Here is a 24521-nt window from a genome sequence, read left to right on the forward strand (position 1 = left end):
TTTGAATATGCCATGACTTTTATTGTATTTGTTTTTAAGTTGATTGGCTATAAAACATAATTTTACAAAGGCCTCAGGCCGTCTGAAATGTTTAAAATACCGCCATCCCCGCTCAGGCGGAATAACGGTATTCGGTTTTTTAGGGCGTGATTTGACTTTTGCAAACCTCTTTCCGTATCAAGGCTTGCGCCCCAGCAGGTAAATCACCGAGCTGACGCCTTGATGGCGGCTGCCTTCGTTCATATCGCGCAAGCTGTGTTCGGCCACCAGCCATTCCAAGCCGTGCAGTGCCTGCTGCATTTCTTCCAGCGTGCCGAGCATGGCAGGGTCGGAAGGGCCGCCGGTGCCGAGGCCGATTTGGTCGGGGTGGTAGAACACGCCGGCAAACAGGCCACCGCTTTGCAGTGCGGTTATCATGCGTTGCAGGGTGCGGGTGCGCTCGGGTTCGGCGAAGTGGCAGAATACCGAGGTAATCACGGCATAATGGCCGGCCAAAAGGGACATTTCGGTGATGTTTGCCAAGCGGGTGGCAAACCGTACGCCTTTTTGCTGCGCCAGTTTTTGCGCTTTTTCCAGCCCTCTGACCGACATATCCACACCTTCGGCCTCCAAACCGAGCTGCGCCAGAAAAATGCCGTTGCGCCCTTCGCCGGTGGCCAAATCCAATGCCCTGCCCTGCGCAGGCAGATAGGGGCGGATGCGGGCGATAAATTCGTTCGGTTCGGTGCCGAACACATATTCTTCGGGCCAGTAGCGTTCGTCCCATTTCGACATGGTGCGTCTCCTATCTGATTATTTGAGATCTTTGCAACATACCTTGAGGCCGTCTGAAAACATTTGCTTTTGCCTAAATGGCAAATGCCGGGTTATCGGGCCAAGCCCGATAATGACGGAATCTAACATTTCAGACGGCCTCAATGAGTTTTACAAAGGTTTCGGCCTCACGGCAGGCCGGCGCGGGCGCTTTCCAACTGCACCACCGCTGCTTGGGTTTGGCCGTCTGAAAGCGTGAAGGCGGTGTTTTCCCGGCTGTCGTCGGCAAGTCTGCGGTAGCGGATGCGGTAGCTGCCCGGGGGCAGTTTGAACGCGGTAAAGTCGGCGTGCGGGGGGATATAAATGGTGCGCAGGGCCGTATCGCCGTTTTCGGGGTAAATCTGTACCAATACGGCTGATCGGTTGGCCTGATTGTCGATTTTTACCATGCCGTTGCCGGTTTCGGCCAGCACGGGATAGCCTGCCATATATTGTGCGAACTCGGGGTAGCCGGCCGGCGCGGTGTCGGCACGGGCAACGGGCATATCGATAGCGGCTTCCCGCTGTTGGCCGGCCAGCCAAAACAGCGCGCCGATTAAGGCGGCGAAAAACAGCAGCCCCAACCACAACCGCCGTGCATACAGGGTATGAACGAGCAGGCCGGATTCGGGTTCGCGGTTTTTAGGCATGGGTGAAGAAACCGGTTTTTCAGCCGAACCTTGGGCGGCTATCCATTCGTCGTGAGCACGGCGTTGTTCGGGATCGGAAAGCACGGCATAAGAGCGGTTGATCAGGCTCATGATGCGTTCGGCATCGGGATTGTCGCGGTTTTGATCGGGGTGGTATTTTTTGCACAGCGAACGGTAGGCGGCACGGATTACCTCAACCGGTGCGTCTTGAGCCACCTTGAGGTTGTCGTAGTGGGTGCGTATGCGTTTAGACATTATGTCCGCCGTTTGGGTGGAAAATTGCGATTATATAGCAAACCGGCCGTATTTCCGCCAGAGCATTATTACGCCTTCGGTCAAAGAGGTATTTGGTAAGCCGCTGAAGCGGCAACGGAACCAGTCCCATACTGCTTGTACTGTCTGCGGCTTGCTGCCTTGTATCGAAGTAATTAAATCCACTATGGGCTTCAGGCCGTCTGAAAAAAGGGTTTTCAGATGGCTTTTGTTTTCCCGCATTTATCTGCCGTTATCTGCCTGCGTATCCCCTTTCGGCAGCCACACACTCACTTTCAGGCCGTGCCCGAACTGTTCGGCATCGGCAAGCGTGATGCGGCCGCCGTAACGCTCGACAATGGTTTTGGCAATCGACAGCCCCAAGCCGCTGCCTTCGGTGTTGCTGCCCAAAATACGGTAAAACGGGTCGAACACGCGTTCACGCTCCCGCGGCGGAATGCCGGGGCCGTTGTCTTCCACTTCTATCAGGCAGCCGCCGTTGTGCGCTTTGGCCACCACATCTACCCTGCCGTTTTCGGGCGTGTAGGAAATGGCGTTTTCGGTCAGAGTTTTTAACAGGGTGTAGATTTCGGTTTCGTCGCCGAAAAGCTCGATTCCGCTGTTGCAGCCTGCGCCCAGATCAATGTTTTTGGCTTCGGCCAGAGGGTATAGGTCCTGTATCAGCCGGCGGCAGACTGAGCCTATCTGTATGGTCTGCTTCACCTGCTTTTCGCCCGACTGAACCCGTGCCATTGAAAGCAGCTGTTCGAGCAGGCGCCTGTTGCGGCGTATGCCGTCGCGCAGATCGTTAACCAGCTGTGCGGTGTCGGCGGGCAGGTCGCGGGTATTCAGGCGCTCTGCCTGAAGCGAGAGCGCGGTCATCGGTGAGCGCAGTTCGTGGGCTGCATCGGCAATAAAGCGCTGCTGGCGGCCGACACCTTCGCCCACCCGTTTGAGCAGGTGGTTGATGGCTTCGATGAAGCCATAGATTTCCTGGGGTATATCGGCGGTTGAAAGCGGCGAGAGGTCGTTTTCGTTACGTGTTTCGGCCTGTTTCGACAAACGGTTTACCGGCCTTAATGTCATATAGATAATCAACATGCTCAGCAACACGGCCACGGGGGCGAGAATGAGCAGGGGCATCACGGCATACCATGCGCTGTCGAAGGCAACATCGTCGCGGAACTCGGTTTCTTGAATAAAAGCCACGAGCGAATTGTCGGGATAAAGATGGATATAGGCGCGGTAAGGCTTGCCTTTGCGTTTGTCGGTGATGTTGAAAAAGCCCTCGCCGGCTTCTCCGGGCAGGTTGAAGCGGCCGTTTTCTTCACTTACGGGCTGAATGTAGATGCGGGTATCGTTGTCGATATCGGTGTAGCCGATTTCTTCGGGCAGCTCGTCTTTATGGGTGAGCACCGCCGCCTGCCTGAGCATGTCGTCCTGCAGTTCTTCGGCTTCTTCAAACATGGTGTAGAAGGTGGAAATGCCTGAAACCACTGCGGTAAACAAGATAACCAATGTGAGAAAAACAGAAAGGCGGACCTGTATGGAAGGGTGGCGGAACATAAAACGCTAAAACCTTTCGGATACGGCAAAAATATGTTTCAGACGGCCGTTTTTTCTAAAATGCTTTCAGGCCGTCTGAAAAATAAGGTTTCCGCCGGAAAACGGGATACGGGGAAACCCGGGTTGGAAATCGGGAAACATACTATTAAAAGCCTGCCGGAACAAGGAGCAGTTGTGTGCCCGCATTCTATTTTCCGGCGGAAAGAAACGGGTTGCCAAGGTCAGCCTTCGTCTTTTTTCGACACCAGCCAGCCGACGCCGCGTACGTTTTTGATGATGTCCTGGCCGAGTTTTTTGCGCAGGACGTGAATCAGGTAATCGATGGCGTTGCTTTCGGGCTCTTCGCCCCATGCATATACTTTGTCTTCCAAATCGCTGCGCGAAAGTATGGTGCCGGGGTGCAGCATCAGCGCATGCAGTATGGCAAACTCGCGGTTGGACAGCAGCACGCTTTCACCGCTGTCGCAGCGTTTGGCGTAATAAGTGGCAGGGTCGAGCGTAATCACGCCGTTGTCGAGCATGTTGACGGCGCTGCCGACAGTACGGCGCATAATGGCACGGATGCGGGCGAGCACTTCCGACATTTCGAAGGGTTTGATGATGTAGTCGTCGGCACCACCGTCCAAGCCTTGCAGGCGGCTGCTGATGTCGTCGCGGGCAGTGAGTATCAGCACGGGCAGGGTCAGGCCGCGGGAGCGGATTTCCCGCAGCACCTGCAGGCCGTCTTTATGCGGCAGACCCAAATCGAGCAGCACGATATCGTAGGGCTGGGCGGCCAGCGTATCGACGGCGGCTTTGCCGTCGCGCACCCAATCGACGGTATAGCGGTTGTCTTTCAGGCTTCCCTCAACAGCACGTCCGATCATGCCGTCGTCTTCCACCAATAAAATCCTCATATTTTCCTCCCTTCCGCCTGCCGGCTGCCGTTGCACTTGAAATGAGAATCTGCGGCCGTCTGAAAAAATGTTTCAGACGGCCGCTTTATTTTGAACGGCCGAATCAGTCGTCGTAGTCGATATAAGAACTCAGCACTTTGCCGCTGTCGGCATCCAAAACAACCTTGTAGGGCATATTGTCGGCACTGAGAATGTCGACCTTATACACCGACCGGCCGCGGCGGTTGTCGCGTTCGGCCTCCATAACGCGGCCTTTAACGCGGCTTTGGGCGATTTGAATGGCGCGCTCCAGCGATACGGCGGTTTTGCGCGAGGGTTTCCATTCGGTTTCCATTTTGTTGCCGACCACCTGGCCGCTTACGGCATCGATATAAAAGGTATGTTCCTGATTGCCGTTGCGCACTTCCACGTTATAAACGGGGTTGCCGTATTTGCCCTTCAACTTGATTTCGGTGGCTTGGCCGCCGGCCTGTTTTTGGGCAGTGGCGATGGCTTGTTCGGGGGTGATTTTGGTTTGCGCAATAGCGGCGATTTTACCGTAACCTTTGGCAGATACGGTTTGGCCGCCTGCGGCCAGAAAAACGGCAAGCAGGGCGGCGGCAGCGGTGTTGAAGCGTGTTTTCATAATTATCCTCCTGAAATATCAAGGTAAAAGTTTAGAACCCTGCACGGCAGTGTTCCGATACGGTGCATTTTAGGGCGCGATATTTATACTAAAATTAGGTGCGGTTTAAATTGTGTAAAGAAAAAGCCCCCGGCCTGAACAGCCCGCACACCCTGCCATGACACACCTGCGGAAATATGTTATGGTGAAAATAAAACCCGCCCCAAACAGGGCAAAATATTCACTTTTTCATACAATATACGGCAGTTAGCCGCGTTTCAATACCGTTTGCAGAACATAAACCCGATTGCCGTATCGTTCCATGCGTCCGTGCAAGCCGCCCGGACGTCGAGACAAGAAAGGTTCTTATGCAAACACTCACCGCATACATCAACGGCACTTATGCAGCCGCCAACCCCCGGGCCGAAATGTTCGACAACATCAACCCTGCCAACGGAGAAGTTTTATCGGCCGTTCAGCAAAGTGATGCCGGAGAAATCGAAGCCGCCGTTCAGACGGCCATGGCGGGGCAAAAGGTTTGGGCTGCGATGACTGCGGCGGAACGCAGCCGCATTCTGCTCAAGGCCGTGGCAATACTGCGCGAACGCAATGATGAATTGGCACGCATCGAAACTTTGGATACCGGCAAACCCCTGTCCGAAACCCTGTATGTGGACATCGTTACCGGCGCCGACGTCATCGAATACTACGCCGGCTTGGCGCAAGCCATTGAAGGCCGCCAGATTCCGCTGCGCGAAAGCGCGTTTGCCTACACGCGCCAAGAGCCGTTGGGCGTGGTGGCGGGCATCGGCGCATGGAACTACCCGATTCAAATCGCCATGTGGAAAGCCGCGCCCGCGCTTGCCGCAGGCAACGCGATGGTGTTCAAACCCAGCGAAACCACGCCGACGGGGGCGCTGAAACTGGCGGAAATCTTCACCGAAGCCGGCCTGCCCGACGGCGTGTTCAACGTGGTTCAAGGCGGTTGGCGCGTGGGCGAGGCGCTGAGCAGCCATCCCGAAATCGCCAAAATATCGTTCACCGGCGGCGTGGCCACCGGCAAAAAAGTGATGGCGCAGGCCGCATCGTCTTCTTTGAAAGACGTAACCATGGAGCTGGGCGGCAAATCGCCGCTGATTATCTGCGAAGACGCCGATTTGGGTTTGGCGGCAGACATCGCGCTGATGGCGAATTTTTACAGCTCCGGCCAAGTGTGCACCAACGGCACGCGCGTGTTTGTGCCCGCCAAGCTGAAAACGGACTTCGAAGCCGCCGTGCTTGAGCGGGTGGCGCGTATACGCATCGGCGACCCGCTCGACGAAAACGTGAATTTCGGCCCGCTTGCAAGCTTTCCCCATATGGAAAAAGTGCTCGCCTACATTGAAAGCGGCAAACGCGAAGGTGCGCGGCTGATTGCGGGCGGCGGCCGTCTGAAAGAAAACGGCCTGGCAAACGGCGCCTATGTCGCCCCCACCGTGTTTACCGACTGCACCGACGAAATGACCGTCTGCCGCGAAGAAATCTTCGGCCCGGTGATGAGCATTCTGGCCTACACCACCGAAGAAGAAGTGGTGGTGCGCGCGAATCACACCGGCTACGGGCTGGCCGCCGGTGTGGTGTCGCCCGACATCAAACGCGCCCACCGCATCATCGGCAAACTGCAGGCCGGCATCTGCTGGATCAACGCCTGGGGCGAATCGCCCGCGCAAATGCCGGTGGGCGGCTACAAACAATCCGGCATCGGTCGCGAAAACGGCGTGCAAACCTTAATGCACTACACGCAAACCAAATCGGTGCTGGTGGAATTGGGGGATTACCAATCGGTGTTTTAAGGCCGTCTGAAAATACCCAAACACCGTCATACTCGGGCGGGGTGAAATATTAACCAACCCGCTCTATCGCCGCGGGTGGCGACCTACTTTTTTTGCTTCGCCAAAAAAGTAGGCAAAAAAAGGCGGCTGCGGCAACAGGTTCGGCTGTCGCAGCAGATTAGGTGTACCTGCTCCGACAGAAACAGAAATTCAAACGTTTTGATTTGATTGGCAGCTTGCATCACAAACCGAAAGGCCGTCTGAAAACAGCAAAGGATAATCTATGACCAAATCATTAAAACCCGCCTACGACTACATCATCATCGGCGCGGGCAGCGCGGGCAACGTGCTGGCCGCGCGGCTCACCGAAGATGAAAACGTGTCCGTGCTGCTGCTTGAAGCAGGCCTGCCCGACTACCGCCTCGATTTCCGCACCCAGATGCCCGCCGCCTTGGCGATGCCGTTGCAGGGCACCACCTACAACTGGGGTTATAAAACCGACCCCGAGCCGTTTATGAACAACCGCATCATGGATTGCGGGCGCGGCAAGGGCTTGGGCGGTTCGTCGCTGATTAACGGCATGTGCTATATCCGCGGCAACGCGCTTGATTTCGACCATTGGGCGCAAAAGCCCGGCCTGTCGGATTGGGCATATCTGAACTGCCTGCCCTACTTCAAAAAATCGGAACACCGCGACGCCGGCGAAAACGCCTACCACGGCGGCAGCGGCCCGATACACGTTACCACCGCCAAACCGGGCGTGAATCCCTTGTTTGAAGCCATGATTGAAGCGGGTGTGCAGGCAGGCTATCCGCGCACGCAGGACTTAAACGGCTACCGGCAGGAAGGCTTCGGCCCGATGGACCGCTTCGTTACCCCCAACGGCCGCCGCGCCTCCACCGCACGCGGTTATCTCGATATGGCGCGCCACCGCGAGCGGCTCACCATCCTCACCGGCGCATTAACCGATGTGGTGCTGTTCGACGGCAAACGCGCGCGCGGTGTGCGTTTCGAGCATCAAGGCCGTCTGAAAACCGTGGAAGCGCGGCAGGAAGTGATTGTGAGCGCAGGCGCGATTGCCTCGCCGCAAATCCTGCAACGCAGCGGCATCGGCCCGGGCGCGTGGCTGCAAGAAGCGGGGGTGAGCGAAATTCTCGATTTGCCGGGCGTGGGCAGCAACCTGCAAGACCACCTCGAGCTATACATGCAATACGAATGCAAAGAGCCGGTTTCCATCGCCCCCGCAACCAACTGGTGGAACAAACCCGCCATCGGCGCCGAATGGCTGTTTTGCGGCACCGGCTTGGGCGCCACCAACCACTTTGAAGGCGGCGGCTTTATCCGCAGCCACGAAAAATTCGCCTGGCCGAATATCCAATACCACTTTCTACCCATCGCCGTACGCTACGACGGCCGCAACGCCAGCAAAGCCCACAGCTTTCAGGCGCACGTCGGCTCGATGCGCTCGCCCAGCCGCGGCCGCGTGAAACTCAAATCGGCCAATCCCGCCGAACACCCGGGCATACTCTTCAACTACATGAGCCACGAGCAGGATTGGGAAGAGTTCCGCGCCGCCATCCGCATCACCCGCGAAATCATGAACCAGCCCGCGCTCGACCGTTACCGGGGCGCAGCGATCACGCCGTCTGAAAACCTGCAAAGCGATGCCGAGTTAGACGAATATGTGAAAAACCACGCCGAAACCGCCTACCACCCTTCCTGCACCTGCGCGATGGGCGAAGGCAACGGTGCGGTAACCGACGGCGAAGGCCGCGTGCACGGCATAGCAGGCCTGCGCGTGGTCGACGCCTCGATTATGCCCGACATCATCACCGGCAACCTCAACGCCACCACCATTATGCTGGCCGAGAAAATCGCCGACAAAATCCGCGGCCGCACCCCGCTGCCGAAATCGACGGCAGATTATTATGTAGCAAACGATGCCCCGGTGCGCGGCGAGCCGAAGCGTCAGGCATAGCGAATCGGCATGAGGCCGTCTGAAACACCGTTCAGACGGCCTCATTGCCATACCGGTCCATCAAATGAAAACCGTAACAAAGGAGAATACATGCACAACTTCCCGACAGCAGGTACGGCCAAGTTGGCGGTGAACAAAACCGTTTTCGCCGCCGCTTCGGTAATTTCCATTGCCCTGATTTTGTTTACCATTATGTTTCCGGAAATCAGTGAAAGCGTACTCGGCAACTCACTGCGCTGGGTATCCGACCATTTCGGCTGGTATTACATGCTGGTTGTGGCGGCATATTCGGTTTTTTCGCTGTTTGTCGGTTTTTCCCGCTACGGCGACATCAAGCTGGGCAAAGATCAAGACAAACCTGATTTTCCTTTTTTAGCATGGGCAGCGATGTTGTTTTCGGCAGGTATCGGCATTGACTTGCTGTTTTTCGGCGCATCCGAGCCGTTGGCACACTACCTCACCCCCAATACCGGCAAAGGCGGCACGCCCGAAGCGGCAAGTGCGGCCTTGTCGCAGACTTTTCTGCACTGGGGCCTGCACGGTTGGGGTATCTACGCCTTAATCGGTATGGCTTTGGCGTATTTCGCCTACCGTAAAGACATGCCGTTGGCGTTGCGCAGTGCGTTGGTACCGGTATTCGGCAAAAAACGTACCGACGGCTGGCTGGGTAATACGGTGGATACGTTCGGCGTGGTGTGCACGCTGTTGGGGATAGCCACCAGTTTGGGAATCGGCGTGTTGCAGGCGAATGCCGGTTTGAGCCATGTGTTCGGCATTTCGGGCAGTCGGTTTGTTCAGGCGGCCATTATCATTTCGGTGGTGGTTGCGGCTGGGCTGTCGGCCATGTCGGGTGTAGAGCGCGGCGTACGGCGGTTGTCTGAAATCAACATGCTGGGGGCAACCTTTTTGCTGATTGCACTGCTGGCCATGGGACCGTCGGTATTTCTGCTGAACGCGCTTACCGGAAACATCGGCGATTATTTCCAAACCCTGCTCGGCAAAACCTTTCAAACATATGCCTACGCGGGCGAGAAAGGTGCGGAATGGAAATCGGCCTGGACGATTTTCTTCTGGGCCTGGTGGGTGGCATGGGCACCGTTTGTCGGCCTGTTTATCGCCCGCATTTCGCGCGGCCGTACTTTGCGCGAATTTGTGTTCGGCGTAATGTTTATCCCGCTCGGCTTTATCTTTGCGTGGTTCTCGATTTTCGGCAACAGTGCGATTGAACTGGTAAACAACGGCGCAGTCGAATTGGGCCAAACCGCACTGGAAAACCCGGCGATGGGTATGTTTGTACTGTTCGGGCATTATCCGCTCTCCTCACTGTGGTCGTTTATGGCTGTGATTATCGGGCTGATTTTCTTTGTAACTTCTGCCGATTCAGGCGCACTGGTATTGGCGAATCTGAGTTCGCGCAATCTGGCCTCCGATGCCGACGCACCCGTTTGGCTGCGTTTGTTCTGGGCGGCTGCCACCGGCCTGATTACGCTCGGCCTGCTGTTTGCCGGCGGCTTCAGCTCGCTGCAGTCGGTATCGGTGGTGGCAGGATTGCCGTTTTCGCTGGTTTTGGTGGTGTATATGATTTCGATAGGGATATGCCTGCGCCAGGAAAGCAATAAGCGCAAAGCCACCCAAATCGACAAAGCGATAGTGCTCGACGACGGCCGCAACTGGCGCAACCGCCTCAGCCGCCTGGTAGATTTTCCCGACGCCCGAACCGCATTGCGTTTCATGATTAAAACTTTACAGCCGGCCATGCTGGAAGTGGCGCACGAATTGCAGGAAAAAGGCATTGAAACCAAATTGTCGCAAGATAAAGAAAATCATGTGTTGAAATTGGAAGTGCTCCACGGAGAAGAAGTGGACTTTCTGTATGAAGTGCGGTTGCTGGAAGCCGTCAAACCCGTATTTGCGCTCGGCCAGGCCGGTAATATCACCTCCAGAAGCGAACAGGAAAAATATTACCGTGCCGAGGTGTTTTTGAGCGAAGGCAGTCAGGATTACGATATCGTCGGCTACACCAAAGAGCAGATTATTATCGATGTTTTGAACCAATACGAACGGCACATTCAGTTCTTGCACTTCGAGCGCTGATGCCGGCGTGCCGCCAGACGGTGCTTAAAAATCCGATCAGAATGCGCGGTTTAAACAGTGTAAAGGAAAAGGCCGTCTGAAACTTTCAGACGGCCTTTGTGCCCGTTACCGCTCGAATTTACAGATAGAACTTTTCAACCACTTTCAGGTTGTTGTCGAGCTTGTACACCAAAGGCTGGCCGGTAGGGATTTCCAAACCCATGATGTCGCTGTCGGAAATACCTTCGATATGTTTGGCCAGCGCGCGCAGCGAATTGCCGTGGGCAGCCACCAGCACGCGTTTGCCGCTCAGGATGGCGGGAGCGATTTGGTCTTCCCAGAAAGGCAGTACGCGCTCGAGGGTAACTTTCAGGTTTTCGCCGTCAGGCACCACATCGGCCGGCAGGTTGGCGTAGCGGCGGTCGTTATGGGCCGAAAATTCGTCGCTCGGATCGAGCAGCGGCGGCAGGGTGTCGTAGCTGCGGCGCCAAATGTGCACCTGCTCGTCGCCGTATTTTTCGGCGGTTTGTTTTTTATCCAAACCCTGCAACTGGCCGTAGTGGCGCTCGTTCAAACGCCAGCTTTTCACTTGCGGCACCCACAGCTGGTCAGATTCTTCCAGCACGATATTGCAGGTTTTGATGGCGCGGGTTAACACCGAAGTGAAGGCGATGTCGAACAGATAACCTTTTTCTTTCAGCTTTTTGCCCGCTGAGGCGGCTTCGGCCAGCCCCTGCTCGCTCAGTTTCACGTCGCGCCAGCCGGTAAACAGGTTTTTGGCGTTCCACTCGCTTTGGCCGTGGCGAATAAATACTAATTCCATGTGCTTGCTCCAAATACGGGTTTTTGAAAACCTGCTTTATAACATATTTTACCGCCGCCATTGCGTGTAGCAGCCTGTGGTTTGACCGATATTAAATCAGGCCGCCTGAAAAATTGAAGAAGATAAGCCTCAATCTAACTGCAACTATAGATCTGGATATTTCACAAACTCCAAGCAACACCACCGTTCCAAATATCTCAATATCATGTTTACCTTGGAATACACCTTACATCCAAACCATGTGTCTGTTTCATTCTTACAGATGTCTCCATCAAACATTTCCAAGCATCAGCATCATAGGTTATATTAAAAAACATATTGAAATATAAAAGGATTTATTTATATGATTAGTTTCTTCTATACGGAAAAGGATTCTGCCCGCCCTTCGACCAGATTGGATATTATTCATCGTCATGATGAATCTGCAAAGCAGGTTCGACGTTATATTGCAGATATTTACCATAAAAATTATCAAGCATCTATTCATCCTGATCCTGATATTTTGCTTTCCTGTAAAAACAAAACTTCCGGAGAGCTGGTTGCTTGTGCGGGCATTTCCGCCCCCCCCCCTCCTATTCTCTGAACGCTATTTGGATCTATCTTTAAAAGAAACTGTTTTGCAAAAAACAAAACGTTCATTAAACCCCGCAAACATAGCAGAGATAGGTTCGTTGGCATCAGACAATCCAAATGCTGCTGCCAACCTTATCCGCATCATTCCCATTATTGCCGGATTCATGGGTTATGAAGCACTACTCTGCACCTCAACATACCGCTTACGCAAGCTGTTGGCTTTTCACCGGATACCTTTCTGTATTTTAGCCGATGCCTCCATAGATCGCCTGCCTGATGCAGAAAGAGAGGCTTGGGGCAGTTATTACAATGAATTCCCCAAAACATGCATTATTTTGTTAGATCAATGCGGCCATCTCTTTAATCATTTTGCGGGCCGGCTCATCTTTTCTGAATTTGAACAGCTTCAATCTGCCTTTTCAAACAATATACAGGTACCGGCATGAATATACTTAATTCTATATTGGCGCAAGCAAAAAACAATCCTCATTCGGCAGCCATTATACAACTTAACAAAACAGATGATGGTAATTACAAAGAAACAGTTTTATACGACTACGGTACATTGATTGATGAAGCCGGCCAGCTGGGTTGCTTATTATCACAACGTACGGCAAACAAAGCGTACATCGGTATTGTTATGGGCAATACACCGGAATGGGTTTTAGCAGATTTGGCATTACTGCTGGCGGAACGTGTTGAAGTGCCTGTACCCCTTTCTTTCTCTAGCGATCAAGCAGAACACCTACTTCAAAACTGCAATATTGTTTTAACTGACGACATCGGAGCAGCCCGCCTAGCTGAATGGCAGATTAACGGTTTGAAATTGATGGGAAAAACACTGCCAATAGCCTGCGGGCAAACACCTGTTCCCAAGCAAATTTTACAACCTATATTCCAACAACAATTTCAAAATGACTCTGTTATTAAAATCATTCATACCTCAGGAACCACTTCTCATCCCAAGGGTGTAAAAATACGCAGAAAAGGATTGGATGCATTAATAACGGCATTATGGCAGTGCGTACAATGCAATGACTACCGGCGCTATTTAAATTTGGTGCCTTTAAGTTTGTTGATTGAACAAGTTACTGCTCTCTATATGCCGTTAACCTCAGGAGGAGCAATAATTCTCCCCCCTAGAGAAATGCCTCCTTTAGGAAGCCCCGGCGTAACGGCAGAAGAACGACTGGAAATTATAAAGCAATCAAGATCTTCAGCCTTAACACTGACTCCTGCCTTAGTAGAAGCATTGGCTAAACGAGCACATGACGAATACAGCAATGAATCAAATCTGCCTTTAGCGTTATTCGGAAGAAAAACAGTACCCCTTTTAGCTGTTGGAGGTGCTCCTGTTGCTAATGAAATTTTAATGAAACTTGATAGGCTGGGTATCCCTGTTTACCAAGGTTACGGCCTGAGTGAAAATAGTTCTGTAGCAACATGGAATTCCCGAAATGCCAACCGCATCGGCACTGTAGGAAAACCATTATCGCATGTAGAAGTCAAAATTGCCGAAGATGGCGAGCTCTGTTTGCGCAGTACCTCATTATTTGCAGGTTATTCGAATGAAGATCCCAGCAGTTGTACCATTGATGAAGAAGGGTGGCTGCATACGGGAGATTTGGCAACACAGGATAATGATGGTTTTGTCTCTATTATAGGGCGTAAGAAAAACATTATCATCACGGCTAACGGACGTAACATTTCACCAGAATGGCTGGAATCAGCCTATCGAAGTATCCCGGGTGTCTTAGAAGTTATCGTTTACGGCGACAAACAGCAATTTCTCGGCGGTATCTTTGTAATTGAAGATATATCAAAAGCTCGGCTGATCCGCCAATCTATAGCAGCATTCGCCTGCCAGCACCTTAATGAAATAGAACATATTACCGAGCCCATACTGGTAGCCCATGACCGGGAAACCATGGCTCATTTATTCACAGTTACCGGGCGTCCAAAACGCAATGCTATTACTTCTTTTTTAAACAACTTAAACAGAAAGGCCATATCTGAATGATCAACAATCTTTATGAAATGCCCCATACCGCCCATGCCGGTTTAATCATTACCCCTTTAGAAGAAAGAAATGTAACCGACTTAACACCAAACTACCTACTTCAGCAATTAGCTGAATATGGATATTTAATATTACGTGACTTCAAGCACAGTATTGAAAATTTTTCCCTTTTAGTACGCCAGACCAGTGGACGCATCAGTCTTGATCCGGCACGTAGTTTTAATGGGGATACGGCTCAAAAAGTAGATGCCGGTTATGATGAAGTGGGACTGCACTGCGAAAACGGCAACAGTCCATTTTGGCCTGATTTGTGTTGGTTTTATTGTCAAAAATCACCACAGAAAGGTTCTCAAACTACAGTATGTGACGGCAAACAGGTTTTTAAACACTTAAGCCCTGAAACAAAATCATCCTTTTGCTCGAAAGATATTATGTATTCACGCCGTGTTGAGGAGCAAAAATGGAAGACTTATGCATTTCATGCATTAGCAGGCCAGCCAAACTCACCTGAAACGATAGAGGGTACTACTTTAGATCACCTTTTATCATTAATCAAAAACATACCGGAAACCAACATTACCCTAAATAATGACGGCTCTATCCATTATCAGTTCAAAACTCCGGCAGTTCGTACCAGCCACATTAATCCGGAGGAAACACATAATTTTGCCAACAGTATTTTCGGCCCATCAAATTACTATGAAAAGCCACTGATTACCTTTTCCGACGGCTCAAAAATTCCAGATGAAAGGCTAGCAGAAGCAGATACCGTATGCCAACAGTTCACTCACGATATTGGATGGCAGGATGGGGATATTGTGTTGATTGACAATACCCGAGTAATGCATGGCCGTCGAAAAATTGAGGACAAATCCCGTACCATTTTTAATGCACTTTCATATCTCAAGTAAAAAGGATAATGCAATGAATTCTTTTAAAGAAATTAATCAGTATGCCCATCTGAACTATCTTCATCCCAACCGTATGCCTTGGGAAGATGCTGCAACAGAAAGTGAATTGGATTTTCTTTCCCGTGCACTGGTCGGAGAAGCAGGCCAAGAAAAAAAAGCTGTTGCCTATTTATACAAAGAATTAGCTCAACTGGCAGAAATCGAAATGCACGTAGCAACAGTGATGAGCCGTATTCTATGTGAGTTACAAGGAGAAACAGATTCTTTTACAGCAGGTGATGGCCTGTATCATGCCATTTCATGCTTTGCCTCAGAAGAAATCAATCATGCAAACAGCTTTTACCAATATGTCCGTCATTTGTCAGGACGAGATATAAAATTGAACAATAATCTCTTTCAACAGAGAATTGACATCTACAATGATAATGATGCCCCATTAATCAAACTTGCTGCATTATGTTCCACAGCCTATGTGGGAGAGTCTATTATTACCGTTTTTGAACGCCGCCTGAAAGCCTTAGATCCGATGCAGCACAGCTTTTTGACACGCTTGCTACATTTTCATGGTTTGGATGAAGCACGGCATATTCAATGCGATCATGCTATCTTCGACCAAATTATCCCAACATTCACTCGTGCAGAACACCAAAGAATGCAGCAACTAATCCAAGAAACAGAATCCTTGAATACCCAGCTGGCAATGAGCAGTGCCGAGACAGTGAAATCGGCATTTGATTTGGATTACACAGAAGGAAATATTGCGGCAGCAACACAGTTAGACATGACTTTACGCTTTCGGGAAATCGTCCAATCCGGAGAGACAATCCGAAAGGTAGACGATTATATGGATGATGAAACAGCCGCTATTGTTCAGCAGTTTTCACAGGCATCTAAAGTTCACAAAACGCAATTTTCAAATAAATTATGAATACAGATAATTTAATAATGTCGGCAACGGAACAAAAAGCAGGTGTTGCCGCAATCGTTATAAGCCTGTTTCTAGCTGCGGTTGACGGTACCATTATCAGTACCGTATTGCCTGTTATCGGTATAGAACTTGGCCGGCCTTCCCTCTATCCGTGGATTATGTCTGCTTTTCTATTACCGGTAGCACTGGTTGCCCCGCTCGCTGGAGCTCTAAGTGATAAATTTGGTGTATCTGCCACGCTGAAAGCATTTATGCTGCTGTTTATGATTGCCTCCATACTTGCAGCAATAAGCCCGAATATGCCGGGGCTTATTGCCTCCCGAGCTCTTCAGGGCATAGGGGCAGGAGGGATAATAGTGCTTTCTTATTCCTTCTTAGCCGCACTATTTGACTCAGAGAAGCGCGGCAAAATGCAAGGTATGCTGAGCAGCGTTTGGGGACTTGCCGCTATTGCAGGCCCTCTCTTAGGCAGCATATTGGCCGACATATTCAGTTGGCGTGCTGTTTTCTGGTTTAATATCCCTATCGGGATCGCAGCACTGATATTACTGTATATTACGCCTTCAATCGATAAAACGCAGAACAGGACATTGATAGACGTCCCCGCACAATTTTTACTGATTGCACTGACCCTCTGCTTGTTGCTCGCCAGCCGCCCTGAGGATATGCCCAATATGGTGTTTGCACTTTGGTTCGTTATCTTGACGGCCTTGCTGCTTCTGATCGTCCGTGTCCGGCAACATCCGGACAGCACCCCTGTCCCCCTGCAATTTTTCCAACAAAAAGCATTATTTTCTATTATTGTTCTAGTACTTATGTCGAGCGCAGGATTATACGCTTCGGTAACTTTATTGCCACTGGCACTGAATCAGCAAGAAGAAACCATTCTTTCCGGAGGACTGCTGATTATGCTGGCGGCACTAGGCTGGGTAATAGGTTCTGCTTTTTGCGGTAACAGGCTCGCTATATTCGGCTATAGAAAAATGGCGGCAACAGGTATGCTTATGTTAGCAAGCGGGGCATTTCTAATGATTGCAGCAATAGGGAATCATTCCCTGACTCTGATTGCCATTGCATTACTGTTAATCGGACTCGGAATGGGATTCGCTGCAACTACTACCTTGGTTTTGGCTCAAAACAGCGCTCCGGTCGGAAAACTTGGAACATGGACGGCAACAGTACAGTTTTTGCGTAACCTCGGTGCAGCCTTGGGCGTAAATACACTTGCCGCAATACAGCTTCAATTACCGGGAACATACTCTTTTCAGATTTGTTTCACTATTCTTGGATTCAGTATGCTGCTGGGACTGGGCTTTGCATTACTGCTGCCACGTATTTATGCAACCAGTAATCATTATTTGATGGAAAAGGAGTAGAAATGATTACCACAGATTCCAGCGTTTTGATTGTGGAACGTACCCTCGATCAAATACCGAAAAAAGAAAGTACTCCTCACTGCCATCCGCAAGGACAATTTGTGCTGGTAAGGAATGGCATACTATATGGGTACACAGCCAAGAAACGCTGGTTGATGAAACCCGGCATGGCAGTATGGATACCTCCGAACAAAGAACACTGGGGATCGGCTTATAGCCATGTTGATCTGACCGTTATCTATATTCCGCTCGAATTATGTGCCAACTTTATTTCAAATTTAAAATTAATTGACTCATCATCTTTAATTACAGCTATTTGCGAACGTTTGACCAACGTTGAAAAACCGCTTTCCGAGGTAAAACGTCATAATATGCTGCAACTGCTGTTTGAAGAAATTGATGAAAGCCCTATTAGCACTCCTCCCCTGTTACTACCTCAAGACAACCGTTTAAAAAAAATAACAGACAGCCTTATTGAGAACCCTGCCCAAAAATACAGTTTGGCAGAGTGGGGAAAATACGTAGGGGCGACAGGGCGTACTTTAGCCCGCCTATTCAAAAAAGAAACCGGGTTATGTTATACCGAATGGCATAATTACCTGCTTTTGACTGCCGCATGGAAGGGTTTATCGGAAGGGGATTCAAACAAACAGCTTTCTGTAACGCTGGGTTTTTCTTCAGGAGATTCATTCAGCCACTGGTTCCGCCGAGTTTCCGGCCTTTCTCCCAACAAAGCCCGCAAGCAATTTCAAAATTATTGCTTCCACCAGTCTTCTTGATTCAACAATTTTTCATTTTCTAACAACAGTTACAAGTCCTGTCGATCTTTTAACAAATGCAGACTAAATACGAGAGATAAAAATAACCTATGGATTATAACTTTGCCCAAACAATACATCTTTTGGCTGCAGTAGCAGCAGCCGGGCCATTGCTCTTCGCCCCATATCTTTCTTTACGTTTAAAATCTTGCAAAGAAGAAGAAAAGATCCTTATTTTAAGGAGCTTAACTATGATTGACCGATACTATAATATTGCCGGTTGGGGATTGATATTGAGTGGGATCTTTATGCTGTGGTCAAAAGAATGGTACCGGATATTCCAACTATGGTTTATCCTAAGCGTCTTGGTATTCATTGTGGATTCTATTGTAGAAAAGCTCCTAAGGGATCCATCCAATAGAGCTCTCTCCCAACTCCATCCCAAAGCAATGGGCTGGGGTAAAAATGCTGCGAAAATGCATAAGGCTGTAATTATACAAGCAATTTGCACATTAATTATTTTACTAATCATGTTGCTGCACAGTAGGTTGCAGATTAATTTACTTAGCATATCTCCTTTATACCTATGGTTCGATTCATAAATTTGATAAATTTATCGTATTATTTAACTCATATACCACTCTTGCCAACCAACTCTTAATATATATGATTCGGCTTATGCATCAAGTTTGTACAGACAAACTGCCACTGTGTATGCCTGCCGGTCTCAGAATCATGCAACCACTTGCGTCTCCACACTCAATTTGGTAAATACGACCCGCCCTCCGCTTTCTTTTCGCGGAAATAATCGCGCATCGAGCCGCTGCGGCGGCCGACGGGCGTATCCTGCTCGAATTTCCACACCGCATTGGTTCCGCCCCCGCCTATCGGATGCGAACCGCTAAAGCCGATATAACTGCCGAAATCGCTCACCGAAGTGCGGCTGTGCCGCTCGCCGCCGATTTTGGTTTGCGACACTTCCACACCGCTGCGGATATTGCCGTAAAGCCGCACTTGTGCCGCCGCCACTGCGGGCACCAGCAGCACTGCCGCCAGCCAAACCGTTGTCCTGTTCATGACCACTCCCTTACGTTGGTTACCGAATGCAAAAAGTGTAACAGATATGCGGTAAATAAATCATAATGAAAGCAAAGATTCAGGCCGCACCAAGGCCGTCTGAAACAGGAGAACCCCATGCACACCCTGCGCGCCGCCGCCGTTCAAATGGTATCCGGCACCCGCCCCGAAGAAAACATCCGCACCATGCAGCGCCTGGTGGAAAAAGCCGCCGCCGCCGGAGCCGCTTGGGTTTTGCTGCCCGAATACTGGCCGCTGATGGGCGTTAGCGACACCGACAAACTGACCGTCGCCGAGCCTTTGGGCAGCGGGGCTTTTCAGACGGCCTTAAGCGAAACTGCCAAACAAAACGGCGTGGTGCTCTTCGGCGGCACGGTTCCGCTGCAAAGCCCCGATAAAGGCAAAGTGCTCAACACCATGCAGGTTTACGGCCGCAGCGGCGAATGTATCGGCGCTTACAACAAAATGCACCTGTTCGGCTATTCGGGCTTGGGCGAACGCTATGCCGAGGCCGACACCATCTTAGCGGGTGCAAGCGTGCCGCACTTCAGCGCCGACGGCATCAACGTGGCCGCCGGCGTGTGTTACGATCTGCGCTTTCCCGAATTTTTCCGCGCCCAGCTGCCGTTCGACGTGATGATGCTGCCCGCCGCCTTCACCTACACCACCGGCAAAGCACATTGGGAGCTGCTGCTTCGCACCCGTGCCGTTGAAAACCAATGCTATGTGGTTGCCTCGGCACAGGGCGGCACACACGAAAGCGGGCGGCGCACCTTCGGCCACAGTATGATTATCGACCCGTGGGGCGAGATTCTCGACGTTTTGCCCGAAGGCGAAGGCATAGTGATGGCCGAACTCAGTGCCGAGCGCCTGCAAAGCGTGCGCACGCGCCTGCCTGCACTGGCGCACCGTTGTTTGTAAAGGCAGGGCACTTACAAAATCCGCTCGGGCCGAAACCTTGGCAAAAATGCGTTTTAACCCCGAACCTGCTTAGGTTCCTCCATACCCGGGCTTACCCCGGATATCTGTTATTTCTTTTGAAACAAAAAGATGCCCGGGTCAAGCCCGGGCATGGCGCAAGTGTTTGTAAGATGCCGGTATGGATTCTCGGGCAAAAGTAAAGGCCGTCTGAAAATACGTTCAGACGGCCTGTGTTTTCACAAAATGCTTGACGAGTGAATCAAACCACTTCCAAAACAAAATAAGCCTTCAGTTTTTCATATACGTCATCGGTTACATTGATGCAGCCGTTGGTCATCACGCGGTCTTTCACGCGCGGTGAGGCGATGCGCTGCATACGCCGCTCTTCGGGCTTCAGCGTCCACACTCGGTGCACGGCAAACATGAAATCCCCCTCGTCTTTAAACTTCATCACATCGCCGCCGTAGCCGCGGTGGTTGGTTTTAACGATGGTCAGATCGAATTTTCCCCTAGGTGTGGTTTTGCCTATCAACACAGGGTAACAGCGGTTGTTTTCCAAACAGATTTCCGCTTTATCCAGGCTCACTACCGCTTTGCGCTTTTTAAAGTCAGAAATGCTGCCGGCCTGGGCAGTGAAGCCCAAGCCGAGCAGCATAGCGATGACTGCAAGTTTTTTCATCACAGTTTCAGCTTGTTATGCCAACATGCGCCTACTTATTGGCGGATGCGCTGCGGAGAAGTTTCCACTTCGCGGATAATCACTTCGCGAACCGGCTCTTTCTCTTTCGGGCCGCAGCCTTCGGGCAGCCAGAAGAAGCTTTGCGCGTTCATGTTTTTGTCGAACAGGATTTTATATTGGCAGGTTTTGTGTTCGCCGTTTTCACGGTAGTTGAACAAATAATCCCACTCGCGCACGAAGTATTGGCCTTCGTTGAAGTGCGGGCGTCCGATCAGGTTGTAGATCTGGTCTTTGTTCATACCCGCTTCGATTTGGCGCACGTTGTCCCAGTTGGGCCATGAACCGTGCTGGCTGCCGCTGTGGCGGAAGGTGGTTTTTTCAGGATTGGGCCACACGGGGCTGTCGGTGGTGCCTTCTTTGCTTACTTTGCTCAAGTTGCCGCAGGCGGCCAGAGCAAGAGCGGCGGCTACGGGTAAAATCAATGTGGACAGTTTCATTATGATTTCCTTTCAATCATGTAATCTTTGAGAAAGGCCGCCGTTTTCAGACGGCCTCTGCCGTTATTACCACTGGTAACCCAAGCTTGCGCCCCAGTTTACATCTTTGCGGGTATTCAGACCCACGCCGAACTTGGTAGACCATTTGTTGTTGTCGGAATTGTGCGCATAACCCACAGCCAAAGCCTGTTGGTTTTTATAACCGCCCACAGCGGCAGAAACCAAGCTCTTGCCCGGCTCGTTCGGGCGTTGCAAGAAACCGATGGCGGTAGCGCCGGCGATACCTGCGCGCAAGTCTTTATCCATATCGCCGATACGGTTGTGGACATCGCCGAGCTGTTGGTTGACATTGTTGCCGATTTGCTGAGCCACACTGTAAAGCTGGCTGCCGTTGATGGCATCGGTGCTGTCGGCGGTAATACGACCGGCGGCAACGTTGCTCACCGTACGTTCGGCACCAGCGGAACCCACGCTCACAGTACCTACTGGGCTGGTACCTGCAAAACCGCCATAAGTCAGATTGCCCACAGTTGCGCTATTAGTGCCTACATATGTGGTAGTGGTTGAATTCGCGCCTAAAGCAACGGAGTTTTCAAGAGAGGCATTGGCACCGCGGCCAAGAGCAACAGTATTGGTTTCAGTAGCCCGCGATGATACACCAAGTGCAGTGCTACTTATACCGCTGGCTTGGGCGGCAGCACCGATTGCAGCAGCATTTAATGCAGATGCATTGGCTGCCGTGCCTAAAGCGATAGAATTTTGTGCAGAAGCACGTGCAGAGCTACCGAATGCATTTGAATCTTTAGCGGTAGCTTCTGCATCCGAACCGATGGCATTGGATTTATTACCTGTTGCTTTGGCTTCGGTGCCCAAGGCAGTACTGTTGCCGCCACTGGCAACAGCACGGCGACCGACTGCGGTGTCTGCATTGTCCAAAGCTTGCGCCAAATTACCCAAAGCAGTAGAGGAGGTACCGGTTGAAGAAGACAGCGCACCCAACGCAACCGAACCGTTACCGGTTGAATTGCTGGTAGTTCCGATGGCAACCGAGCCTTGGTTGGTAGCAGTGGGACCATAACCGATGGCAACCGCATAGCGGCCGCTCGCGCCCAAGCTGTCTTTATTATTGTTGGCTGAAGTAGTGTTGGAGGCGATGATACCGCCTACACTGACGTATTCAACATTATTGGTGGTGCCGGCCACATAAGCGGCATTGGCATGCGCACCAGAAGCCATAGTCATCAGACCGGCTGCAACAGACGCAGCCAGCAGACGGGGTTTTACATTGGTTTGAACATTTTTACGGTTCATGATTATCTCCCGATAAGTAAAGAGTATCGTCCCAGCCTATATATCCGACTCGGCCGCAAACAGTTGGTTTGCATAGCCAGCTTTCCGATACGGTTAAAATTACTGAAACCGGCCGCAACCAAATCGCATTTTGGGGCGACCTTATCCGTTTCTTGATTTCAATAATATAACTTAACAGCATTTGACCAAAGTAAAATTTAACAATGGAAACCTTGGTTTTTATTATCTTTTTCTGAGCTTAAAGGTATATTTTTACCAAAAAATAATAACTCAAGATAATAATTCTGGAATTATTTATTTACCTTATTTGTGTAATACAAAACTTATTTTTACATTTATTTAATAATAAATTTGTAAAAAAACATTTTTTAATTTTATTTATTCACTAGTCATTAAAACAAAAGCTATAAAGTGAAATTAATTCATAAAATATTCAATTTGTTTATTTATGAAAATAGAATATTTTTACTTAAAATCAGCCATTTGATTCTGTTGAAATAAAGTTTCAAAACTGTTGTATTTTTTACACTACCGTATAGAAATCTGCAGAACCTGTGCTTTCAGCAGTGTAATAGCCACTGTTTTACGGGCAGCACGTTGCCGCCTTTGGACACGCTTTGACCGGTTATCCCGCTTCCTTTGCCTGCAGCCTGAAAATGTCGTTCGGTTTGTACTGCCCCAAACCTTCCGTCCTGACACTGCCTGAAACAAAACCATTCAGGTAAAATAGCTTTTCTGGTTACATTTGCACATTTTTCACCATTAAACAGCTTATTCATTATGTATTCTTTTTTACGCCCCTTTTTATTCAAAACCGATCCTGAAAAGGCACACCGCTTCACTCTGGCCGCCCTGGGCACCGCCTACCGGCTCGGCCTGCTGCCCAAAGTAAACAACCAAACCCGCCCTACCCGCCTGATGGGCTTGGATTTGCCCAACCCTGTGGGGCTGGCGGCGGGTATGGATAAAAATGGGGAATATATTGATGCGTTGGCCGCGTTGGGTTTCGGTTTTATCGAAGTGGGAACGGTAACGCCGCGCCCGCAAAGCGGCAACCCGCAGCCGCGCCTGTTCCGCCTGCCGAAACACGAGGCCGTTATCAACCGCATGGGGTTCAACAACCACGGTATCGATGTGATGGTGAAAAACATTCAAAACAGCCGCTATAACGGCATTCTCGGCATCAATATCGGCAAAAATGCCGATACACCCATTGAAAAAGCGGCTGACGATTATTTGATTTGTTTGGAAAAGGCCTATGCTTATGCAGGCTATATCGCAGTAAATATCTCTTCGCCCAACACCAAAAACCTGCGCGATTTGCAGGGCGGCGGCGAATTGGGCAGGCTGCTTTACACCTTGAAAAACAAACAGGAACGTTTGGCGGCCGCACACGGCCGTTATGTGCCGCTGGCGGTGAAAATCGCCCCCGATTTAAGCGAAGCGCAAATCGCCGATATTGCCCATATCGCCGAACAAACCGAAATCGACGGCATCATCGCTACCAATACCACCATCGACAAAACCGCCCTCGGCAGCCATGCGCTGGCAGACGAACAAGGCGGCTTAAGCGGCCGGCCCGTACGTGAAAAAAGCAACCTGGTACTCTCGCAGCTGGCGCGGCATCTCGACGGCAAACTGCCGGTTATCGGCGTGGGCGGGATTCTCAGCGGGGAAGATGCCGAAAAAAAAATACGCTTGGGCGCCGCCGCCGTGCAGCTTTACAGCGGCATGGTTTTCCGCGGCCCGGATTTGGTTCGCGATTGTTTGAAGTCTTGCGTTTAAGGCAAGAAAAGATATCAGGATCCCTCACGCTTATCGTAATAAAAACAAAAAAGATACTCGGAACAATCCCGAATATGACGAAAGTTATACAAATACGGCGGCTTTAAAATTCGCTCAGGCCGTCTGAAAAATAAAAAAAGAGCAGAAACGCAACTCTGCTCTTTTTTTATTTTTCAGACGGCTCCAAGCCTGAGACCTTTGCAAAATACCTAAAACCCCATCCAAACGGTTACCCGAACA

General features: G+C 50.7%; 25 protein-coding genes. 13 read left to right on the forward strand and 12 right to left on the reverse strand.

Going from position 1 to position 24521, the window contains the following annotated elements; all coding sequences use genetic code 11:
* Positions 1-177 precede the first annotated feature (177 nt).
* The 6 genes from Q3970_RS09130 to Q3970_RS09155 form a co-directional block, all read right to left on the reverse strand.
* Entirely contained in the window at positions 178-774 is a 597-nt protein-coding gene (locus tag Q3970_RS09130) for a bifunctional 2-polyprenyl-6-hydroxyphenol methylase/3-demethylubiquinol 3-O-methyltransferase UbiG (RefSeq protein WP_303100268.1), read from the reverse strand.
* A 167-nt stretch (positions 775-941) separates the two neighbouring features.
* Positions 942-1697, reverse strand: a complete 756-nt coding sequence (locus Q3970_RS09135) for a DnaJ domain-containing protein (protein ID WP_303100269.1) — start codon at positions 1695-1697, stop codon at positions 942-944.
* Between the two features lie 30 nt (positions 1698-1727).
* Positions 1728-1937 (reverse strand): hypothetical protein, encoded by a 210-nt coding sequence (locus tag Q3970_RS09140; RefSeq protein ID WP_303100270.1) that lies wholly within the window; start codon positions 1935-1937, stop codon positions 1728-1730.
* Positions 1938-3260 (reverse strand): ATP-binding protein, encoded by a 1323-nt coding sequence (locus tag Q3970_RS09145; RefSeq protein WP_303100271.1) that lies wholly within the window; start codon positions 3258-3260, stop codon positions 1938-1940.
* Positions 3261-3481: 221 nt separating this feature from the next.
* A complete protein-coding gene (locus Q3970_RS09150) occupies positions 3482-4156 on the reverse strand; it encodes a response regulator transcription factor (protein ID WP_303100272.1) in 675 nt (224 codons plus the stop codon).
* A 103-nt stretch (positions 4157-4259) separates the two neighbouring features.
* On the reverse strand, positions 4260-4781 hold the full coding sequence (locus tag Q3970_RS09155) for a PepSY domain-containing protein (RefSeq protein WP_303100273.1): 522 nt from the start codon (positions 4779-4781) through the stop codon (positions 4260-4262).
* Between the two features lie 347 nt (positions 4782-5128).
* Here Q3970_RS09155 and betB point away from each other — a divergent pair, with 347 nt between their 5' ends.
* From betB to betT, 3 genes are all read left to right on the forward strand, one after another.
* Positions 5129-6592, forward strand: coding sequence for a betaine-aldehyde dehydrogenase (betB, locus tag Q3970_RS09160; RefSeq protein ID WP_303100274.1), 1464 nt, complete (start codon positions 5129-5131; stop codon positions 6590-6592).
* A 262-nt stretch (positions 6593-6854) separates the two neighbouring features.
* The gene (gene betA / locus Q3970_RS09165; RefSeq protein ID WP_303100275.1) at positions 6855-8549 is read left to right on the forward strand and encodes a choline dehydrogenase; all 1695 of its coding nucleotides are present in this window, start codon (positions 6855-6857) and stop codon (positions 8547-8549) included.
* 90 nt (positions 8550-8639) lie between these two features.
* Complete coding sequence (gene betT / locus Q3970_RS09170; protein ID WP_303100276.1) at positions 8640-10643, forward strand: choline BCCT transporter BetT; 2004 nt, start codon at positions 8640-8642, stop codon at positions 10641-10643.
* Positions 10644-10761: 118 nt separating this feature from the next.
* Here betT and Q3970_RS09175 read toward each other — a convergent pair whose 3' ends face one another.
* Positions 10762-11445: a 2,3-diphosphoglycerate-dependent phosphoglycerate mutase gene (locus tag Q3970_RS09175; RefSeq protein WP_303100277.1), complete on the reverse strand. Its 684-nt coding sequence runs from the start codon at positions 11443-11445 to the stop codon at positions 10762-10764.
* 343 nt (positions 11446-11788) lie between these two features.
* Between Q3970_RS09175 and Q3970_RS09180 the strand changes: the two genes are divergently transcribed.
* From Q3970_RS09180 to Q3970_RS09215, 8 genes are all read left to right on the forward strand, one after another.
* Positions 11789-12028, forward strand: a complete 240-nt coding sequence (locus Q3970_RS09180) for a thermostable hemolysin (protein ID WP_303100278.1) — start codon at positions 11789-11791, stop codon at positions 12026-12028.
* A gap of 34 nt (positions 12029-12062) precedes the next feature.
* The gene (locus Q3970_RS09185) at positions 12063-12464 is read left to right on the forward strand and encodes a thermostable hemolysin (protein ID WP_303100279.1); all 402 of its coding nucleotides are present in this window, start codon (positions 12063-12065) and stop codon (positions 12462-12464) included.
* Positions 12461-14038, forward strand: a complete 1578-nt coding sequence (locus tag Q3970_RS09190; protein ID WP_303100280.1) for an AMP-binding protein — start codon at positions 12461-12463, stop codon at positions 14036-14038. The genes Q3970_RS09185 and Q3970_RS09190 overlap by 4 nt, the downstream gene beginning before the upstream one ends.
* A complete protein-coding gene (locus tag Q3970_RS09195) occupies positions 14035-14949 on the forward strand; it encodes a TauD/TfdA family dioxygenase (protein ID WP_303100281.1) in 915 nt (304 codons plus the stop codon). Before Q3970_RS09190 ends, Q3970_RS09195 begins: the two co-directional genes overlap by 4 nt.
* 13 nt (positions 14950-14962) lie before the next feature.
* The gene (locus Q3970_RS09200) at positions 14963-15877 is read left to right on the forward strand and encodes a hypothetical protein (protein WP_303100282.1); all 915 of its coding nucleotides are present in this window, start codon (positions 14963-14965) and stop codon (positions 15875-15877) included.
* Positions 15874-17253 carry an MFS transporter gene (locus Q3970_RS09205; protein WP_303100283.1) on the forward strand — a complete coding sequence of 460 codons (1380 nt, stop codon included), beginning with the start codon at positions 15874-15876 and terminating at the stop codon, positions 17251-17253. The genes Q3970_RS09200 and Q3970_RS09205 overlap by 4 nt, the downstream gene beginning before the upstream one ends.
* Before the next feature lie 2 nt (positions 17254-17255).
* Positions 17256-18032, forward strand: coding sequence for an AraC family transcriptional regulator (locus tag Q3970_RS09210; protein ID WP_303100284.1), 777 nt, complete (start codon positions 17256-17258; stop codon positions 18030-18032).
* 89 nt (positions 18033-18121) lie between these two features.
* Positions 18122-18613, forward strand: a complete 492-nt coding sequence (locus tag Q3970_RS09215; RefSeq protein WP_303100285.1) for a hypothetical protein — start codon at positions 18122-18124, stop codon at positions 18611-18613.
* 157 nt (positions 18614-18770) lie between these two features.
* Here the strand turns inward: Q3970_RS09215 and Q3970_RS09220 are convergent, their stop codons facing one another.
* Positions 18771-19088: a porin gene (locus Q3970_RS09220; RefSeq protein WP_303100286.1), complete on the reverse strand. Its 318-nt coding sequence runs from the start codon at positions 19086-19088 to the stop codon at positions 18771-18773.
* A 117-nt stretch (positions 19089-19205) separates the two neighbouring features.
* Here Q3970_RS09220 and Q3970_RS09225 point away from each other — a divergent pair, with 117 nt between their 5' ends.
* Complete coding sequence (locus Q3970_RS09225) at positions 19206-20009, forward strand: carbon-nitrogen hydrolase family protein (protein WP_303100287.1); 804 nt, start codon at positions 19206-19208, stop codon at positions 20007-20009.
* A gap of 259 nt (positions 20010-20268) precedes the next feature.
* On the opposite strand, the gene Q3970_RS09230 is transcribed toward Q3970_RS09225, so the two are convergent.
* The 4 genes from Q3970_RS09230 to Q3970_RS09245 all read right to left on the reverse strand — a co-directional run bounded on the left by Q3970_RS09230 (position 20269) and on the right by Q3970_RS09245 (position 23275).
* A complete protein-coding gene (locus Q3970_RS09230) occupies positions 20269-20688 on the reverse strand; it encodes a murein L,D-transpeptidase (protein ID WP_303100288.1) in 420 nt (139 codons plus the stop codon).
* 35 nt (positions 20689-20723) lie between these two features.
* A complete protein-coding gene (locus Q3970_RS09235; RefSeq protein WP_303100289.1) occupies positions 20724-21185 on the reverse strand; it encodes an outer membrane protein assembly factor BamE in 462 nt (153 codons plus the stop codon).
* 66 nt (positions 21186-21251) lie between these two features.
* Positions 21252-22496, reverse strand: a complete 1245-nt coding sequence (locus Q3970_RS09240) for a YadA-like family protein (RefSeq protein ID WP_303100290.1) — start codon at positions 22494-22496, stop codon at positions 21252-21254.
* Between the two features lie 560 nt (positions 22497-23056).
* A complete protein-coding gene (locus Q3970_RS09245; RefSeq protein WP_303100291.1) occupies positions 23057-23275 on the reverse strand; it encodes a hypothetical protein in 219 nt (72 codons plus the stop codon).
* A gap of 1 nt (position 23276) precedes the next feature.
* Between Q3970_RS09245 and Q3970_RS09250 the strand changes: the two genes are divergently transcribed.
* Positions 23277-24281, forward strand: coding sequence for a quinone-dependent dihydroorotate dehydrogenase (locus Q3970_RS09250; protein ID WP_303100292.1), 1005 nt, complete (start codon positions 23277-23279; stop codon positions 24279-24281).
* The last annotated feature ends 240 nt before the right edge of the window (positions 24282-24521 follow it).

The organism is Neisseria sp., from assembly GCF_030530745.1.
Lineage (GTDB): Bacteria > Pseudomonadota > Gammaproteobacteria > Burkholderiales > Neisseriaceae > Neisseria.

Bases quoted from the DNA above. Each gene is read 5' to 3' on its own strand.
- Q3970_RS09240 (WP_303100290.1), bottom strand. From the start codon at position 22,496: ATGAACCGTAAAAATGTTCAAACCAATGTAAAACCCCGTCTGCTGGCT.
- Q3970_RS09225 (WP_303100287.1), top strand. From the start codon at position 19,206: ATGCACACCCTGCGCGCCGCCGCCGTTCAAATGGTATCCGGCACCCGC.
- Q3970_RS09175 (WP_303100277.1), bottom strand. From the start codon at position 11,445: ATGGAATTAGTATTTATTCGCCACGGCCAAAGCGAGTGGAACGCCAAA.
- betB (WP_303100274.1), top strand. From the start codon at position 5,129: ATGCAAACACTCACCGCATACATCAACGGCACTTATGCAGCCGCCAAC.
- Q3970_RS09130 (WP_303100268.1), bottom strand. From the start codon at position 774: ATGTCGAAATGGGACGAACGCTACTGGCCCGAAGAATATGTGTTCGGC.
- Q3970_RS09220 (WP_303100286.1), bottom strand. From the start codon at position 19,088: ATGAACAGGACAACGGTTTGGCTGGCGGCAGTGCTGCTGGTGCCCGCA.
- Q3970_RS09250 (WP_303100292.1), top strand. From the start codon at position 23,277: ATGTATTCTTTTTTACGCCCCTTTTTATTCAAAACCGATCCTGAAAAG.
- Q3970_RS09210 (WP_303100284.1), top strand. From the start codon at position 17,256: ATGATTACCACAGATTCCAGCGTTTTGATTGTGGAACGTACCCTCGAT.
- Q3970_RS09190 (WP_303100280.1), top strand. From the start codon at position 12,461: ATGAATATACTTAATTCTATATTGGCGCAAGCAAAAAACAATCCTCAT.
- Q3970_RS09215 (WP_303100285.1), top strand. From the start codon at position 18,122: ATGGATTATAACTTTGCCCAAACAATACATCTTTTGGCTGCAGTAGCA.
- Q3970_RS09200 (WP_303100282.1), top strand. From the start codon at position 14,963: ATGAATTCTTTTAAAGAAATTAATCAGTATGCCCATCTGAACTATCTT.
- Q3970_RS09140 (WP_303100270.1), bottom strand. From the start codon at position 1,937: ATGCGGGAAAACAAAAGCCATCTGAAAACCCTTTTTTCAGACGGCCTG.
- Q3970_RS09135 (WP_303100269.1), bottom strand. From the start codon at position 1,697: ATGTCTAAACGCATACGCACCCACTACGACAACCTCAAGGTGGCTCAA.
- Q3970_RS09155 (WP_303100273.1), bottom strand. From the start codon at position 4,781: ATGAAAACACGCTTCAACACCGCTGCCGCCGCCCTGCTTGCCGTTTTT.
- Q3970_RS09145 (WP_303100271.1), bottom strand. From the start codon at position 3,260: ATGTTCCGCCACCCTTCCATACAGGTCCGCCTTTCTGTTTTTCTCACA.
- Q3970_RS09150 (WP_303100272.1), bottom strand. From the start codon at position 4,156: ATGAGGATTTTATTGGTGGAAGACGACGGCATGATCGGACGTGCTGTT.
- Q3970_RS09180 (WP_303100278.1), top strand. From the start codon at position 11,789: ATGATTAGTTTCTTCTATACGGAAAAGGATTCTGCCCGCCCTTCGACC.
- Q3970_RS09195 (WP_303100281.1), top strand. From the start codon at position 14,035: ATGATCAACAATCTTTATGAAATGCCCCATACCGCCCATGCCGGTTTA.
- betA (WP_303100275.1), top strand. From the start codon at position 6,855: ATGACCAAATCATTAAAACCCGCCTACGACTACATCATCATCGGCGCG.
- Q3970_RS09230 (WP_303100288.1), bottom strand. From the start codon at position 20,688: ATGAAAAAACTTGCAGTCATCGCTATGCTGCTCGGCTTGGGCTTCACT.
- Q3970_RS09245 (WP_303100291.1), bottom strand. From the start codon at position 23,275: ATGAATAAGCTGTTTAATGGTGAAAAATGTGCAAATGTAACCAGAAAA.
- betT (WP_303100276.1), top strand. From the start codon at position 8,640: ATGCACAACTTCCCGACAGCAGGTACGGCCAAGTTGGCGGTGAACAAA.
- Q3970_RS09235 (WP_303100289.1), bottom strand. From the start codon at position 21,185: ATGAAACTGTCCACATTGATTTTACCCGTAGCCGCCGCTCTTGCTCTG.
- Q3970_RS09205 (WP_303100283.1), top strand. From the start codon at position 15,874: ATGAATACAGATAATTTAATAATGTCGGCAACGGAACAAAAAGCAGGT.